This window comes from Streptomyces sp. BB1-1-1, from assembly GCF_031597775.1.
Lineage (GTDB): Bacteria > Actinomycetota > Actinomycetes > Streptomycetales > Streptomycetaceae > Streptomyces > Streptomyces thinghirensis.
On record NZ_CP134203.1, the window covers coordinates 1,965,065 to 1,979,107 of the forward strand.

Consider the following 14,043-nt stretch of genomic DNA (forward strand, 5'->3'; position numbering starts at 1 on the left):
GGACGGGCGGCACCCGACCGCGTACCGCCTGGCGCGCGGTTCGGCCCTGGCTCGTGCGGGCCGGCATCGCGGCGGCCACGGTCGTGGCCTACTTCGTCCTCCCCCTCGACCATCTGGGCCCGCGGCGTCCCGTACTGAGCTGGCTGCTGTTCGCCCTGGTGCTGACGTTCGTGGCCGTGATGCTGCTCCGTCAGATCCGTCACGTGCTCCTCGACCGCCCGGAGACCCGGCCCGGTGTGGTCATCCCCCTGCTGATCATCCTGTCCGTGCACGTCTTCTCGGCCGCGTACTACGCCCTCGCCAAGCAGCCGGGCGAGTTCACCGGTCTGCGCACCCGCGTCGACGCCCTGTACTTCACCGTGGTCACGCTCGCCACCGTCGGCTACGGGGACATCACCCCGCGGGGCCAGGCGGCGCGGATCGTGACCGTCCTGCAGATCGCCTACAGCTTCGTGTTCCTCACCGCCGCCGCGACCGCGCTGACCACCCGGGCGCGCGACATGGTGGTCCGGCGGACCGAGCGGGACCGGCCCGACTGACGGCGGCCGAAGGCGTGGTGCGGACGGCCGTTTCCGCAGGACCGAGGCCTGTTCGCCGGGCCGGCCGGACCGGAGGCCCGCTTGTCACCACCCCGGTGGGAGCACTACTGTCGCCACGCCTTGGTGAACGGGAAATCCGGTGTGATGCCGGTGCGGCCCTCGCCACTGTGAATCGGGAAGTCCGGCTCCGGCCCTCGCGGGCAGCCACTGGGTACTCGTACCCGGGAAGGCGGAGCACGGGCGGTGGTACCCGTAAGCCAGGAGACCGGCCAAGGCGCGTCGTCCATCCACGAGGTGCTGGAGAGGGTCTGCTGAGCCATGCACATAGCCGAGGGCTTTCTGCCACCGGCGCACGCGATCGCCTGGGGTGTCGCGTCCGCGCCGTTCGTCGTCCACGGAGTACGGTCACTCACCCGTGAGGTCAGGGAGCACCCGGAGAGCACCTTGCTCCTCGGTGCCTCCGGAGCCTTCACGTTCGTTCTGTCGGCCCTGAAACTGCCCTCTGTCACGGGCAGTTGCTCGCACCCGACCGGCACCGGTCTGGGTGCCATTCTCTTCCGGCCGCCGATCATGGCGGTGCTGGGCACCATCACCCTGCTCTTCCAGGCGCTGCTGCTGGCGCACGGCGGGCTGACCACGCTCGGCGCCAACGTCTTCTCGATGGCGATCGTGGGCCCCTGGGCCGGCTACGCCGTCTACCGGCTGCTGCGCCGCTACGACGTGCCGCTGATGGTCGCGGTGTTCTTCGGGGCGTTCGTCGCCGACCTGTCGACCTACTGCGTCACCAGCGTGCAGCTGGCGCTGGCGTTCCCGGACCCGAGCAGCGGGTTCCTGGGCGCGCTCGGCAAGTTCGGGTCCATCTTCGCGGTCACGCAGATCCCGCTCGCGGTCAGCGGGGGCCTGCTCACGGTCATCGTGATGCGGCTGCTGGTGCAGTCCAGCAAGGGCGAACTCACCCGGCTGGGCGTGCTGTTGACGAAGACGGGGACCAAGGAACAGGCGGTGGCCCGATGAGCCGCAACGCGAAGATCAACGCCCTGCTGCTGCTCGCCGTGGCCGCGCTCGCGGTGCTGCCGCTGGTGCTGGGTCTCGGCGACCACAAGGAGGAGCCGTTCGCCGGTGCCGACGCCGAGGCGGAGACGGCGATCACGGAGATCGAGCCGGACTACGAGCCGTGGTTCTCGCCGCTGTACGAGCCGCCGTCCGGGGAGATCGAGTCGGCGCTGTTCGCGGTGCAGGCCGCGATCGGCGCGGGTGTGCTGGCCTACTACTTCGGGCTGCGCCGGGGCCGGCGGCAGGGCGAGGAGCGGACGGCGGCGGCGCTGCGGGACGCTCCCGAAGGGGACTGAGTGCTGCCGATCGACGCGGCGGCGCACAGCAGTCGCTGGCGCCGCCGCCATCCCGTGGACAAGGCCGTGCTCGGGCTGGGGCTGACCGTCCTCGCGATCTCGCTGCCGCCCTGGCCGGGCGCGGCGCTGGTGCTGGTGACGGCGCTGGCCGTGCTGCTCGGCCCGGCGGGTGTGCCCGGGCGCCGGCTGTGGCGGGCGTACCGCGTGCCGTTGGGCTTCTGCGTGACCGGGGCGCTGCCGCTCCTGGTGCAGGTCGGCGGCCCGGGCGGGTTCCTGACGGCGGCGGACGGCGGCCCGGTGCGCGCCGGTGAGCTGCTGCTGCGCACCTCGGCGGCCTCCCTCGGGGTGCTGCTCTTCGCGTTCACCACGCCGATGTCCGACCTGCTGCCCCGCCTGGTGCGGGCCGGGGTGCCCGCGCCGGTGGTCGACGTGGCGCTGGTGACGTACCGGATGAGCTTCCTGCTGCTGGACTCCGTGCGCCGGGTGCGGGAGGCGCAGGCCGCGCGGCTGGGCCACACCACCCGGGCCGCCGCCTGGCGTTCGCTCGGCGGGCTCGGCGCCACGGCGTTCGTGCGGGCCTTCGACCGGGCGGCGCGGCTGCAGTCGGGGCTCGCCGGGCGCGGCTACGACGGCACGCTGCGCGTCCTGGTGCCCGAGGCCCGCGTCTCCGTGCCCTTCACGGCGGCGAGCGTCGCGCTGCTGGCGGTGCTGGCCGCCCTCACCCTCGTACTGGAAAGGCCGCTGTCGTGAGCGAGACGATCGAGAGGGGCGATGCGGCCGCGTCGTTCCTGGTCGCCCTGCGGGGCGTGTCCTTCGCGTACGAGGAGGGCCCGGCCGTGCTCACCGGCCTGGACTTCGCGGTGCGCGAGGGGCGGGCGCTCGCGCTGCTGGGCCGCAACGGCAGCGGCAAGACCACGCTGATGCGGCTGCTCAGCGGCGGACTCAGGCCGCACGCGGGGACGTTGACGGTCGACGGGGAGCCGGTGACGTACGACCGCAAGGGGCTGACCCGGCTGCGGACCACGGTGCAACTGGTGGTGCAGGACCCGGACGACCAGCTGTTCGCGGCGTCGGTGTCCCAGGACGTGTCCTTCGGGCCGCTGAACCTGGGCCTGTCCGACGCGGAGGTCCGCTCCCGGGTCGAGGAGTCGCTCACCGCGCTGGACATCGCCGCACTCGCCGACCGGCCCACCCACCTGCTGTCCTACGGCCAGCGCAAGCGGACCGCGATCGCCGGGGCCGTCGCGATGCGCCCCCGGGTGCTGATCCTCGACGAGCCGACCGCCGGGCTGGACCCGGACGGCCAGGAGCGGCTGCTCGCCACCCTGGACCGGCTCCGCGCGGGCGGCACCACCGTGGTGATGGCCACCCACGACGTCGACCTCGCCCTGCGCTGGTCCGACGACGCCGCCCTGCTCACCCCGGCCGGCGTGCACACCGGCCCCGCGGCCCCGACGCTGGCCCGCGCCGAGCTGCTGCGGCAGGCCGGGCTGCGGCTGCCGTGGGGCGTCGCGGCGGCCCGGCTGCTGCGCGCGCAGGGCCTGTTGACGGACTCGGCGGCGGGCCCCCGTACGGCGGAGGAGCTGGCCGCCCTGACCGATTGACGGGGTGCCGGTCGGGGTGGCTCGGGCTCAGCGCGCCGAGTCGCTGTACTCCGCGTCCCGGGCCGCCTCGGCCGTCTTCTCCTCGGGCCGCTGCCGGGTACCGCGGCGGCCGGGGAGGACGGCGAGGACGATCAGGGTGCCGGCGGCCATGATGATCCCGCCCACCAGGCTGGTCGTGGCGACACCGTGCGCGAAGGACTGGTTCACGGCGTCGGCCAGGGCCTGCGCCTGCTGGGGGCCGGCGGCGGGGTCCGTCGCGAGGCGCTCGGCGACGGCCAGCCCGCCGCCCACGGAGTCCTGGGCGGTGTCCAGCGCGGCGGCCGGGAGCCGGTTGCCCACCAGGTCGGCGAGTTCGTCCCGGTAGGCGGTGCCGAGCAGGGAGCCCAGCACGGCGATGCCGAGCGAGCCGCCGAGCTCCAGCGCGGTGTCGTTGGCGCCGCCGCCGACGCCCAGCTCGCTCTCCGGGAAGGAGCCCATGATGGTGTCGGTGGCCGGGGACACGCTCAGCCCGATCGCGAGGCCGAGCAGCAGCATCGGGGCCAGGAAGTCGGCGTACGTCGAGTCCTTCTCGATGAGGACCAGGAGGAGGACACCGACGGTGCCGATCACCATGCCGGACCCCACCATCGCCTTCACGCCCAGCTTCGGGGTCAGCTTCCCGGTCGCCGCGGCGCCGACGAACACGGCCCCGGCCAGCGGCAGCAGGCGTACACCGGTCTCCAGAGCCCCGTAGCCGAGCACGAACTGCAGGAACTGCGTGGCGTAGTAGATGGCGCCGTAGGTACCGAAGAAGAAGAACAGCACCGCCAGCATCGAGCCGCTGAAGGGCCGCAGCAGGAACCTGCGCACGTCCAGCATGGGGTGCGGGTGGCGCAGTTCCCACCACACGAAGGCCACCAGGCCGAGGCCCGCGGCGACGGCCGCGGCGACCGGGCCGGCGCCCCAGCCGAAGTGCGGGCCCTCGATGCTCGCGTAGACCAGGCTGCCGACGGAGACGATGGAGAGCAGGCCGCCCACGTAGTCGATCCGGCCCATGCCGGCCGCCTTGGACGGCGGTACGAGGATCAGCGCGCCGACGACGGCGGCGACCGCGATGGGGACGTTGACCAGGAAGGTGGAGCCCCAGGCGTGGTCCTCCAGGAGCCATCCGGCGACCAGCGGACCGACCGCGATGGCGAGGCCGGAGGTGGCGGTCCAGGCCGTGATGGCGCGGGCCCGCTCCCCCTTCGGGAAGACCGCGACCAGCAGGGACAGCGTGGCCGGCATGACGACGGCGGCACCGACGCCCATGATCGCCCGAGCCGCGATGACCAGCCCGGTCTCGTCCACCAGACTGCCCATCACCGAACCGCCGGCGAAGATCACCAGGCCGGTGACCAGCGCGCCTCGACGGCTGTACTTGTCGCCGATCGAGCCCAGCACCAGCATCAACGCGGCGTACGGGACGGTGTAGCCGTCGATGACCCACTGCAGGTCACTGCTGCTCAGGCCCAGGTCGGTCGTCATGTCCGGCGCGGCCACGATCAGGGACGTGTTGGCCATGACGACGATCAGCAGGCTCAGACACAGCACGAGGAGCGCCCACCAGCGCCGTGCGTAGGGCCCGGTCATCTTGTCGACGGGTGTGGTGGCTAGGAGGGGCATGGGGGCTCCCGGGAAAGAGGGCAAGCGAGTGAGGGGCAAGTTAATTGCCCATCGATGTGCAGACTGCTGACAGAGTAGTTTGTTGCACAGTGGCGTGCAAATATCTCGGGGGCTCGGCCGACGGGTCCCTGCCGGCGGGTCTCTTCCAACGGGCCCCTGCCGGCGGGTCCCTGCCGACGGGCCCTACCAACGGGACCCTGCCATCGAGCCATTTCCACCGGGCGCGCCTCGCCTCAAGCGCCCCTTCCGATCGAGGTACCGACGTGACCACCACACGCGCCCGCATCCTGCGAGCGGCCGAGCGGGAACTGGGCCGCGACCCCGACAGCAGCCTCACGGAGATCGCCGCGGCCGCCGGCGTGGCGCGTCGCACCCTCTACGGCCACTTCGCCGGCCGGGACGCACTGGTCGGAGGGCTCGTCGAGGAGGCCGCGGAGGCGGTACTGCACGCGATCGGCGGCACGGACGCGCCGGCCCCGGACGACGATCCCGCCGTCGCCCTGGCCCGGTTCGTCCTCGGCCTGTGGCCGATCGGCGACCGCTACGGCACGCTCATCGCCCTCGCCCGCCACCGCGGCCTCGGACCGGAAGGGGTGAGCGCGATCCTCGCCCCGGCCCGTGACAAGCTCGCCGGCATCCTCGCCCGTGGCCGGCGCGCGGGCGTCTTCCACACCGCCGTACCGGCCGGTGTGCTCGGCGCGGCGCTGGAGGCGCACCTGCTGGCGCTCCTGGGCTGCGCGCGTCGCGGTGTCTGGGACGACGACGGCACGGGCGCCGCCGTGGCCGCGCTGATCGTCGCGGGGGTGGGCGCCGACACCGCGACAGGGGCGGTGCGTGCTCTGTGCGGCGAGGGGTGACGGGGTCGGGGCGGGGGCGGGGCCTGCTCGCCGTACTGAGGTGAGGGGTGACGGAGGCGGGGCTTGCTCGCCGTACTGGGGCGAGGGGGCGCGGGCGAACCCGTCGGGTCACGGGGCGAACGAACCTGCCCTACGGGGTACGGGCGGCGGCCCCTACGGAGATACGAGCCGTGGCCCCGACGGGACCACGGGCCGCGGCTCACTCGTCCGCGACGCCCTCCGCGGTCACCGTCGGGGCCACGTCCTCGACCACCGTCCGGGCCCGCTCCTCCGGTACGCCGGCCGCGATGAGCTGGGCGGTCGCGACGCGGGTGCCGTCGTCCTCCAGCGCGCCGGTGTTGACCTGCTCCAGCAGCGCGACCGTCATCGCCTCCAGGCCGGCGCTCAGCACGGGGGGCGGCAGGTGGCCGGGGAAGACTCCGTCCCGCTGCCCGCGCTCCAGGATGGCGGTGACCTCGGCGCGGGCCGGGGCCAGGATCTCGGCCACGCGCTCCACGCCCAGGTCGTGCCGGGCCAGCGCCAGCAGCATCCGGTAGCGGTCGCCCACGGGCCACATCAGCAGCACGAAGTGCGCGAGCGCGCGCTCGGCGGGCTCGGCGGGCCCGACCCGCTCCGCCCCGGCGGCCATCGCGCTCCGCAGCACCTCGGACGCCTCCTCGGCGAGGGCCTCCAACAGCGCCGCGCGCCCCGGGAAGTGGCCGAAGAGGGTCCGCCGCACGACACCGGCGGCACGGGCCAGTTCCTCGAGGGTGGTGTCCGGGTTCCGCCCCAGTTCCCGGCGGGCCGTGGCCAGGATGCGCGCCCGGTTGGACCGCGCGTTGCGTCGCTGCGGCTCACGGGCAACGGACTTGGTCACGTAGAACCTCTGGGGCAGGAACGGTCGGGCAGCGGGGGCGTCCATTCTGGCACGGGGGCGGCGCCCCGGCCCGACCGGTTACGCGCCCTCCCCCACGCCGGAATGACACGCTCGTGGCCGAAGACCTCGTGGCCGAAGACCTCGTGGCCGACGGCCGCGTGGCCGAAGACCTCGTGGCCGAAGACCTCGTGACCGACGGCCGAGTGACCAACGGCCGCGTGACCGACGGCCGCGGCCAACGGCCGCGCAGTCGGCGGCTCCGCGACCGGTCGGCCGCGACCGGTCCACCGCAACCGGTCCACCGCGCCCCGGATCACCCGCGCCCGGCCCGGTCCGCGCCCTTGGCCGTCCGCCGTGCGGCGGCGAGCGCGGCGAGGACCGTCCCCACCGCCACGACCAGCAGCCCGCGCAGCCACACCTCGGCCTCGATCTGCGTGGCGAGCGCCACGCAGGACAGGGCGCCCAGCACGGGGAGCACGGTCGGGGCCCGGAAGTGGTCGGCCTCGCCCGGGTCGCGGCGCAGCACGAGTACGGCCGTGTTGACCATGAGGAAGACCACGAGCAGCAGCAGGACCAGGGTGGACGCCAGGGTGGCGACGCTGCCGGTGAGCGCCAGCAGCATCGACAGCAGGGTCGTGACCGCGATCGCGGCCCACGGCGTGCGGCGGCCGGGCAGCACCTTGGCCAGCGCGGCGGGCAGCAGCCCGTCCCGGGCCATGCCGTAGGCCAGGCGGGACGACATGATGCCGGTGAGCAGCGCGCCGTTCGCCACGGCGACGAGCGCGATGGCGCTGAACAGCCGCGTCGGGACGCCGCCCGCCGCCTCGACGACCTCCAGCAGCGGCCCGCTCGACTCGGCCAGGCGGGCGGTCGGCACCGCCACTGACGCGGCGATGCCCACCAGCACGTACACCGCGCCCGCGGTGGCGAGGGCACCGAACAGGGCGCGTGGGTAGGAGCGCCGGGGGTCGCGGGTCTCCTCGGCGACGTTCACGGACGTCTCGAAGCCGACGAAGGAGTAGTACGCCAGGACGGAGCCGCTCAGTACGGCCGCCGCGGCCCCCTTCTCCGGTGTACCCAGCTGTCCCAGCCGCCCCACGTCTCCGTCGCCGCGCAGCAGCAGCCAGACGCCGAGGGCGACGATGACGAGGAGACCGCCGACCTCGACGACGGTGGCGGCGACGTTGGCGCGGGTCGACTCCTTGATGCCCCGCGCGTTGACCAGCGCGAGCAGGGCGAGGAACAGCACGGCGACGAGTCCGACCGGCAGCGTCACGAAGGCGGAGAGGTAGTCGCCCCCGAAGCCGCGGGCGAGCGCGGCCACGGAGACGATGCCGGCGGCGAGCATGCAGAAGCCCGCGACGAAGCCGGCGAACGGCCCGAAGGCGCGGGTGGCGTAGTGGGAGGCGCCGCCCGCCCGCGGATACTTCGTGGCCAACTCGGCGTAGGAGGCGGCGGTCAGCATCGCCAGCAGCAGGGCGACGACCAGCGGCACCCACACCGCTCCGCCGGCGTCGGCGGCCACCTGCCCCACCAGGACGTAGACCCCGGCGCCGAGCACGTCGCCCAGGATGAAGAAGTACAGCAGCGGGGTGGTCAGCGTGCGCTTGAGTGCCGGGCTGTCCTGCGCGCCCGCGGGCCGTTGCTTTCCGAGTCTCGCCATGGCGTCCCAGGTTTCCCGCAGGACGGGAAACACGCCATGATCTTGCGCGCACCGCGCCGGGAAAGCGCTCGGGTGGGTGGCATGCGCCACCCACCCGATGCGTCGACACGCCCTCAGCTCTGCGGACGGCTGCCGTGGTTCGCGCCGTTCTTGCGGCGGGCCTTCTTCTTACGACGTCGCTTCGAGGACATCGAACGCTCCTCTCCCTTAGCTTTCACGTACTATCCACCGGTTTGTCGCCCCGATGGATCACAGAGCCCCTTTCCCGTCGACGCGGCTGCAAACTCCCCGGCGCGAAATGCACACGGGTGGCTCACGTCACGGCTGTGAAGCCGGGGCCGGCGCATCGAGGCGCAGCGGGCCTTCGATCTGATCGGGGAGCGCTTCCCGGGCTCGGACGCCGACGGGGCGAGCGCGCGGGTCGTGTTCATCGCTCCCGACGGCGAGAAGGTGACCGCCGCAGGCCACCGCTCCGCCGTCGACGCGTTCGTGGCGGACGTCGGCGACGGGCCGCAGGTGGCCAGTGCCGTGAGTCCTTTCACGGCGCACGCGGTGAGCGAGGACGCCTCCACGGCGTACGCCACCGTGACCACAAGGTCAAGGCCGACGACCTGACCGACGCGGGCCGGACCGAGCTGGAGAAGGCCGTCGCCGTGGCAAGACCGCAAAACCATCGCGGCTGGCGGGATGCCCTGGGCCGAGCCACCTCACTGGATCACTCGGCGGATCACTCGGCGAGAAGGCCTCGGTACCAGTCCGCCGCCTCTGCCAGCCGTGCCAGTGGGCCGGGGCCGGGGTCGCACCCGGCGCGGAGCCAGATGGAGTCGCTGCGGTACCAGTGGTCCTGGGCCAGCAGGTGGAACTGGCGGGCGCTCAGGCCGCCCGGGTCGGCCGCGAAGATTTCCAGGCACTCGTCCCAGGTACGCGCTTCGCTCGGCCAGGGCGGGAGGATCTTCAGTTCCGCGAGGGTCTCCATGAGGTCGCCGACGCGTACCGGCCGCGGATGGCTGGCGTGGACGACCTGTGGCCCGGGAGGGAGGGGTGCCAGCGTGGTGCGTGTGATCAGGCGGGCGAGATCCGACACGTCCACGAGAGACAGCTCGGCGTCGCCTCCGGCCCAGCGGAAGGGGACGGACGCCAGGAGCCGGGCGAGCGCCGGGACCACCCAGCGGTCACCGGCACCGAGCACCAGCCCGGCGCGCAGGACGAGTCCACCGGCCCGGAGCGTGTGGTGTTCGCCGGCGAGGCGCGTGGCGCTCGCGGCCGAGACCGGGGCGGGCACCAGGTCCTCGACGTCCTGGCCGGCGTGCGGGCCTGCCCCGTAGACCGCCGAGGTGGAGAGGTGCACCAGGTGCCGGACGCCTGCGGCGGTCGCTTCCCGCACCAGGGCGGCGGTGCCCTCCTCGTTCACCTTCCCGCACTGTTCCGTCGTACCGGAGACGAGCGAGGCCAGGTGCACCACGACGTCGGCGTCGCGGCACACTCCGCGCAGCGACGCGGGGTCGGTGAGATCCGCCGGTGTCCAGCGCACACGGTCGTCGGCGGCGCCGGGCGGCCTGCTGCGGCCCACCAGGCGCAGCTCGACTCCGGGGTGCTTCAGGAGTTCTCCGACGGTCCGGCTCCCCACGAATCCGGTGGCGCCCGTCAGTACGACGCGTACCGGTTTCACGAGTGCGCCCCCCTGCTTGCCAGTGCACCGTCGAGGGTGATGCGGGCCTGGACGTCGGGCGGGGTGAGGGCGGGCAGGAGGTAGCGCCACAGGGCGGTGACGCGCTGGGTGAGATCCGCGCGCCCCGTGATGATCTCGGACATCACCTGGGTACCGGTGAACGCCCCCACCAGCGTCAGGGCGAAGTCCTTCTCGTCGACCTCCGGGCGCAGTTCACCCGCGTCGCGGGCGGCCCGTAGCTCTCTTTCGAACAGCTCGGCCCACCAGACGTAGATCGAGTCGTCGTGGCGGGCCGGGCCGCCCGGGTCCACCGCCAGCCGGACCCCCGCACGGAGCATCCTGTTGTGCTGCAACTCGACCGCCAGCATGCGCGTCACGTCCACCAACTGCTGGAGACCCTGGGGCTCTTCGGGCAGGTTCAGGTCGGAAGCCTGTTCCAGCATCACGGCGCGGGCTAGGTCCTCCTTCGACTTGAAGTGGAAGTACATCGCGCCATGGGTCAGCCCCGCCTTCTCCAGGATGCGGGTGACTCCCGCCCCTGAGTAGCCGGCCTCGTCGAAGACTTCGGCCGCGGCGCAGATCAACGCCTTCCGGGTACGGACCGCGCGCTCCTGTGTGCTCCGAGTCACGTTCAAGATCACCAAGCTCTCTCGACAAGAAACAGATCAATCTCTATGTTATTTGGTGATCAGTCATCGCTCAACTACCGCGGCGATGAGAACCCCCAACGGAGGAGAACGGATCTCGTGCCCCCACACGAAACTGTCGGCAACTGCATCGCTGAGCCCGTCAGCGGCCGGGTGCCACAGCACTACGTCCACAAGACGAATGCCTCTGAGGTCTATCTCAGGAGCTGGACCGGGTTCGGCGAGGACCACTTCCGAATAGACGCGCTGTGGCCGGACGCCCACCCGTTCTACCGGGTGGCGGACACCCTCGACCCGCTGCTCCTCTCCGAGACGATCCGGCAGACCTTCCCCCTGCTGTGCCACGCCGCGTACGGAGTGCCGCTCGGCGACCAGCTCATCTGGGAACGATTCTCCTACCTGATACTCGAACCCGCCGACCCCGCCGACCCCGCCGACGCTCCCGTGCGCGGACGGGACGTCGAACTGCACGTGCGGTGCTACGACATCTCCTACCGCGGCAGCCGCCCCACCGCACTGTCGATGTGGATGACCGTCACGCGGGGCGGCGTCCCGGTCGCCCGGGCCGAGACCCGGTTCGCCGTCATGGCCAAGCGGGTGTACCAGCGCCTTCGGGGCGCGTACGCGGACATCCCCACGGCGATGTCGAACGCCGTGCCCGTGCCCCGCCCTGTTCCCGTGCGTCCCGCGAGGTTCCACCGCGCGAGCACCGATGACGTGCTCCTGACCGCCCCGGACGCGGACGGCGCGCAGTGGCTGCGGGTCGCCACCGACCACCCCATCTTCTTCGACCACCCGGTGGACCACGTACCGGGGATGCTCCTGCTGGAAGCCGCACACCAAGCGGCGATAGGGGCCGGCAGCGCCCCGAATCCGGCCGGGCCGGGCGTGCCGGGGGCCGAGATCCTGTCGCTGTCCTGCGATTTCAAGCGGTACGTGGAGCTGGACTCCCCCTGCGCGCTGTTCACCGAGGAACTGCCCGTGGACGCGTCGGCCACGTCCGGGAACCGGCGGACGGCTGTCAAGGCCGTGCAGAACGACCTGGTGGCCTTCACCGCCGAACTCACCACCACCGCGCCCTCGGCCCCTACGACACCCTCCCTCCAGCAGGCGCACTGTGGAGCTGCGGGAGCGTCACGAGGCGGCGCCCTGTCATGACACGCCGGTTCGGGGGATCTGGCCAGCCGCCGCGGCACCCGTCCGCGGCGCGCCTTTCCGACATCAGCCTGCGCCATCTGAACGCCTTCCTCGCCGTCGCCGACGCGCTGAGCTTCACGGACGCGGCCAACCGGCTCTCCAGCAACCAGCCGGCGCTGACCCGCTCCGTCCAGCGCCTCGAAGAGCACATGGGCCTGCGCCTGTTCCACCGCACGACCCGCCAGGTGTCGCTGACCCCGGCCGGCGAGAAGCTCCGCGAGGAACTCCTGCTCCTCCTGCCCCTGTTCGAGAAGGCCCTGCGGCCGGAGAGCACCGGCACGCCCCTGCGCCTCGGCTTCTCCTGGCTGCTGCCGGACGTCTGGGTCCACGACGCGATCAACAGGTTCGAGGAGGAGACCCGAGTGCGCGTGGAGCTCAAGGGCCGGGACGACATCGGCGCCGGAATCGCGACATCGGCGCTGGACGTGGCGATCCTGCGGGGACACGCCCACCGGGCGGGCATCCGCGCGACCAGGGTCAGCAGTGAGCAGTACGTGGCAGTGGTGCCCAACCGGCACCCCCTGGCCGCACGGAGCCGACTGGACTGGAGCGAACTCGCCGAACACACGGTGATCGTCAACGAGGCGGTGGGACCCGTCACGGAGGGCGACTGGGGAGTGAAGCTGCCCCGGATCGCACTGCGGTGCCACAACTTCGACGAGTGCATCGAGTCCGCGGCCGCCGGTAAGGGCCTGGGCGTGGTGCCGGAACTGGCACTGCGGCGGACGGTGCACCCCTCGGTCACCTTCGTGCCGCTGCGGGGCGGTCCCCGGGTCCCCGTCTCGCTGATCCAGCCGGTCCAGGGGAGCCATCCGCTGGCCGGACGGTTCGTCCGCATCGCCCAGGAGATCCTGGCACCCGGCTATCGCCGGGACTTCGCCCCGGGGCTGCGGCACGCCCGCCCCCTCGCCCACTGAACCCCGTCACCCGCAGTGGGGGTGCCGACCCTCGGTCGTCACCCCCACAGGCGCGCTCCGGCGTACGGCTAGTGCCGCCCCGCCCGGGTGGAACCGCCGCTCGTGCGGGCCCGGTCCAGGACGGCCGGGTTCACCGCGTGCTCGGGCCGCTCACCCGACAGCACGCGCAGCACCGCCGACACCGCGTCCCGGCCGGCCCGTCCCTGGGCCTCGTGGGTGCCGGCGCCCAGGTGGGGGGTGGCCAGCACGTTCGGGAAGTCCAGGAGGGGGTTTCCCACCGCCGGCTCGATCGCGAAGACGTCCAGCGCCGCCCCTGCCAGACGCTCCTCCTTGAGGGCGACGGCCAGGGCCGTCTCGTCGACGATGCCGCCGCGTGCGGTGTTGACGAGCAGCATCGACGGCTTGGCGAGACGCAGTTCCCGGTCGCCGATGAGCCCGGTCGTGGCCGGGCTCTTGGGCAGGTGGACGGTGACGACGTCACTGCGGGACATCAGCTCGTCGAGGTCGGTCAACGTCACCCCCACGGACCGCGCGTGACTCTGCGGAACGTAGGGGTCGTACGCGATCGCCTCGACGTCGAAGGCGGCCAGCCGACGGGCGACCAGGGTGCCCACGTGCCCGAGCCCCACGATTCCCACGGTGCGGCCCGCCAGTTCGACGCCCTGATGACGGGACCTCTCCCAGCGCCCGGCGCGCAGCGCGGAACCGGCCGGCACCACGTTCCTCATGAGGGTCAGGATGAGCCCGATCGTCAGCTCGGCGACACTGAGGACGTTGGACAGGGGCGCGTTGGCGACGAGGACGCCGTGCCGGGTGGCCGCCTCGACGTCGACGTTGTCGAGGCCGACGCCCGCCCGTGCGACGACCCGGAGCCGGGGTGCGGCGGCCAGAGCGGCCTCGTCGACCCGCGTGCCGCTGCGTATGAGCAGGGCGTCGGCCTCGCGGAGCGCCGTGTGCAGTGCGGCCGCGTCGCGGCCGTCGCACGTCCTGACCTCGCAGGCGTGCAGATCCTTCAGGGTCTCGGGATCCAGTGGATCGGCCACGACGACAACGGGCTTGCGCACGGGCTGTTTCCTTTCGTACGGGCGAGTTGCGGAACCG

General features: G+C 72.8%; 15 protein-coding genes, 1 pseudogene and 1 riboswitch. Of the genes and pseudogenes, 9 read left to right on the forward strand and 7 right to left on the reverse strand.

All coding sequences use genetic code 11. From position 1 onward, the window contains the following. The first annotated feature begins 53 nt into the window (after window positions 1-53). The 5 genes from RI578_RS09020 to RI578_RS09040 all read left to right on the forward strand — a co-directional run bounded on the left by RI578_RS09020 (window position 54) and on the right by RI578_RS09040 (window position 3,492). Window positions 54-539, forward strand: coding sequence for a potassium channel family protein (locus tag RI578_RS09020; RefSeq protein WP_310875713.1), 486 nt, complete (start codon window positions 54-56; stop codon window positions 537-539). 104 nt (window positions 540-643) lie between these two features. Beyond that, window positions 644-828, forward strand: a riboswitch (cobalamin riboswitch). Window positions 829-857: 29 nt separating this feature from the next. Continuing rightward, window positions 858-1,553 (forward strand): energy-coupling factor ABC transporter permease, encoded by a 696-nt coding sequence (locus tag RI578_RS09025; protein ID WP_310870627.1) that lies wholly within the window; start codon window positions 858-860, stop codon window positions 1,551-1,553. Then, window positions 1,550-1,888, forward strand: coding sequence for an energy-coupling factor ABC transporter substrate-binding protein (locus RI578_RS09030; protein ID WP_310870628.1), 339 nt, complete (start codon window positions 1,550-1,552; stop codon window positions 1,886-1,888). Before RI578_RS09025 ends, RI578_RS09030 begins: the two co-directional genes overlap by 4 nt. Continuing rightward, the gene (gene cbiQ / locus RI578_RS09035) at window positions 1,889-2,638 is read left to right on the forward strand and encodes a cobalt ECF transporter T component CbiQ (protein ID WP_310870629.1); all 750 of its coding nucleotides are present in this window, start codon (window positions 1,889-1,891) and stop codon (window positions 2,636-2,638) included. Then, the gene (locus RI578_RS09040; protein WP_310870630.1) at window positions 2,635-3,492 is read left to right on the forward strand and encodes an ATP-binding cassette domain-containing protein; all 858 of its coding nucleotides are present in this window, start codon (window positions 2,635-2,637) and stop codon (window positions 3,490-3,492) included. The genes cbiQ and RI578_RS09040 overlap by 4 nt, the downstream gene beginning before the upstream one ends. Window positions 3,493-3,519: 27 nt before the next feature. On the opposite strand, the gene RI578_RS09045 is transcribed toward RI578_RS09040, so the two are convergent. Then, window positions 3,520-5,136, reverse strand: coding sequence for an MFS transporter (locus RI578_RS09045; RefSeq protein WP_310870631.1), 1,617 nt, complete (start codon window positions 5,134-5,136; stop codon window positions 3,520-3,522). Window positions 5,137-5,399: 263 nt separating this feature from the next. Between RI578_RS09045 and RI578_RS09050 the strand changes: the two genes are divergently transcribed. Beyond that, window positions 5,400-5,993, forward strand: a complete 594-nt coding sequence (locus tag RI578_RS09050; protein WP_310870632.1) for a TetR/AcrR family transcriptional regulator — start codon at window positions 5,400-5,402, stop codon at window positions 5,991-5,993. Between the two features lie 199 nt (window positions 5,994-6,192). Here RI578_RS09050 and RI578_RS09055 read toward each other — a convergent pair whose 3' ends face one another. The 3 genes from RI578_RS09055 to RI578_RS42685 all read right to left on the reverse strand — a co-directional run bounded on the left by RI578_RS09055 (window position 6,193) and on the right by RI578_RS42685 (window position 8,703). Beyond that, window positions 6,193-6,849: a TetR/AcrR family transcriptional regulator gene (locus tag RI578_RS09055; protein ID WP_310870633.1), complete on the reverse strand. Its 657-nt coding sequence runs from the start codon at window positions 6,847-6,849 to the stop codon at window positions 6,193-6,195. 313 nt (window positions 6,850-7,162) lie between these two features. Beyond that, on the reverse strand, window positions 7,163-8,512 hold the full coding sequence (locus RI578_RS09060) for an APC family permease (protein WP_310870634.1): 1,350 nt from the start codon (window positions 8,510-8,512) through the stop codon (window positions 7,163-7,165). Window positions 8,513-8,625: 113 nt separating this feature from the next. Further along, window positions 8,626-8,703 (reverse strand): 50S ribosomal protein bL37, encoded by a 78-nt coding sequence (locus RI578_RS42685; protein WP_370443954.1) that lies wholly within the window; start codon window positions 8,701-8,703, stop codon window positions 8,626-8,628. 154 nt (window positions 8,704-8,857) lie between these two features. Here RI578_RS42685 and RI578_RS09065 point away from each other — a divergent pair. Further along, window positions 8,858-9,174 (forward strand): annotated as a pseudogene (locus RI578_RS09065) (MMPL family transporter); the annotation flags it as partial. A 65-nt stretch (window positions 9,175-9,239) separates the two neighbouring features. Here the strand turns inward: RI578_RS09065 and RI578_RS09070 are convergent. Together RI578_RS09070 and RI578_RS09075 are read right to left on the reverse strand one after the other, a co-directional pair. Beyond that, the gene (locus tag RI578_RS09070; RefSeq protein ID WP_310870635.1) at window positions 9,240-10,181 is read right to left on the reverse strand and encodes an NAD(P)-dependent oxidoreductase; all 942 of its coding nucleotides are present in this window, start codon (window positions 10,179-10,181) and stop codon (window positions 9,240-9,242) included. After that, window positions 10,178-10,810, reverse strand: coding sequence for a ScbR family autoregulator-binding transcription factor (locus RI578_RS09075; RefSeq protein ID WP_310870636.1), 633 nt, complete (start codon window positions 10,808-10,810; stop codon window positions 10,178-10,180). The genes RI578_RS09070 and RI578_RS09075 overlap by 4 nt, the downstream gene beginning before the upstream one ends. 117 nt (window positions 10,811-10,927) lie before the next feature. On the opposite strand from RI578_RS09075, the gene RI578_RS09080 reads away from it, so the two are divergent. Both RI578_RS09080 and RI578_RS09085 read left to right on the forward strand, forming a co-directional pair. Further along, window positions 10,928-11,986 (forward strand): ScbA/BarX family gamma-butyrolactone biosynthesis protein, encoded by a 1,059-nt coding sequence (locus RI578_RS09080; RefSeq protein WP_310870637.1) that lies wholly within the window; start codon window positions 10,928-10,930, stop codon window positions 11,984-11,986. Beyond that, window positions 11,983-12,942 carry a LysR family transcriptional regulator gene (locus RI578_RS09085; RefSeq protein ID WP_310870638.1) on the forward strand — a complete coding sequence of 320 codons (960 nt, stop codon included), beginning with the start codon at window positions 11,983-11,985 and terminating at the stop codon, window positions 12,940-12,942. The genes RI578_RS09080 and RI578_RS09085 overlap by 4 nt, the downstream gene beginning before the upstream one ends. 68 nt (window positions 12,943-13,010) lie before the next feature. On the opposite strand, the gene RI578_RS09090 is transcribed toward RI578_RS09085, so the two are convergent. Beyond that, complete coding sequence (locus tag RI578_RS09090) at window positions 13,011-14,006, reverse strand: hydroxyacid dehydrogenase (protein ID WP_310870639.1); 996 nt, start codon at window positions 14,004-14,006, stop codon at window positions 13,011-13,013. Between the last annotated feature and the right edge of the window lie 37 nt (window positions 14,007-14,043).

Bases quoted from the DNA above. Each gene is read 5' to 3' on its own strand.
- RI578_RS09030 (WP_310870628.1), top strand. From the start codon at position 1,550: ATGAGCCGCAACGCGAAGATCAACGCCCTGCTGCTGCTCGCCGTGGCC.
- RI578_RS09045 (WP_310870631.1), bottom strand. From the start codon at position 5,136: ATGCCCCTCCTAGCCACCACACCCGTCGACAAGATGACCGGGCCCTAC.
- RI578_RS09025 (WP_310870627.1), top strand. From the start codon at position 858: ATGCACATAGCCGAGGGCTTTCTGCCACCGGCGCACGCGATCGCCTGG.
- RI578_RS09060 (WP_310870634.1), bottom strand. From the start codon at position 8,512: ATGGCGAGACTCGGAAAGCAACGGCCCGCGGGCGCGCAGGACAGCCCG.
- RI578_RS42685 (WP_370443954.1), bottom strand. From the start codon at position 8,703: ATGTCCTCGAAGCGACGTCGTAAGAAGAAGGCCCGCCGCAAGAACGGC.
- RI578_RS09085 (WP_310870638.1), top strand. From the start codon at position 11,983: ATGACACGCCGGTTCGGGGGATCTGGCCAGCCGCCGCGGCACCCGTCC.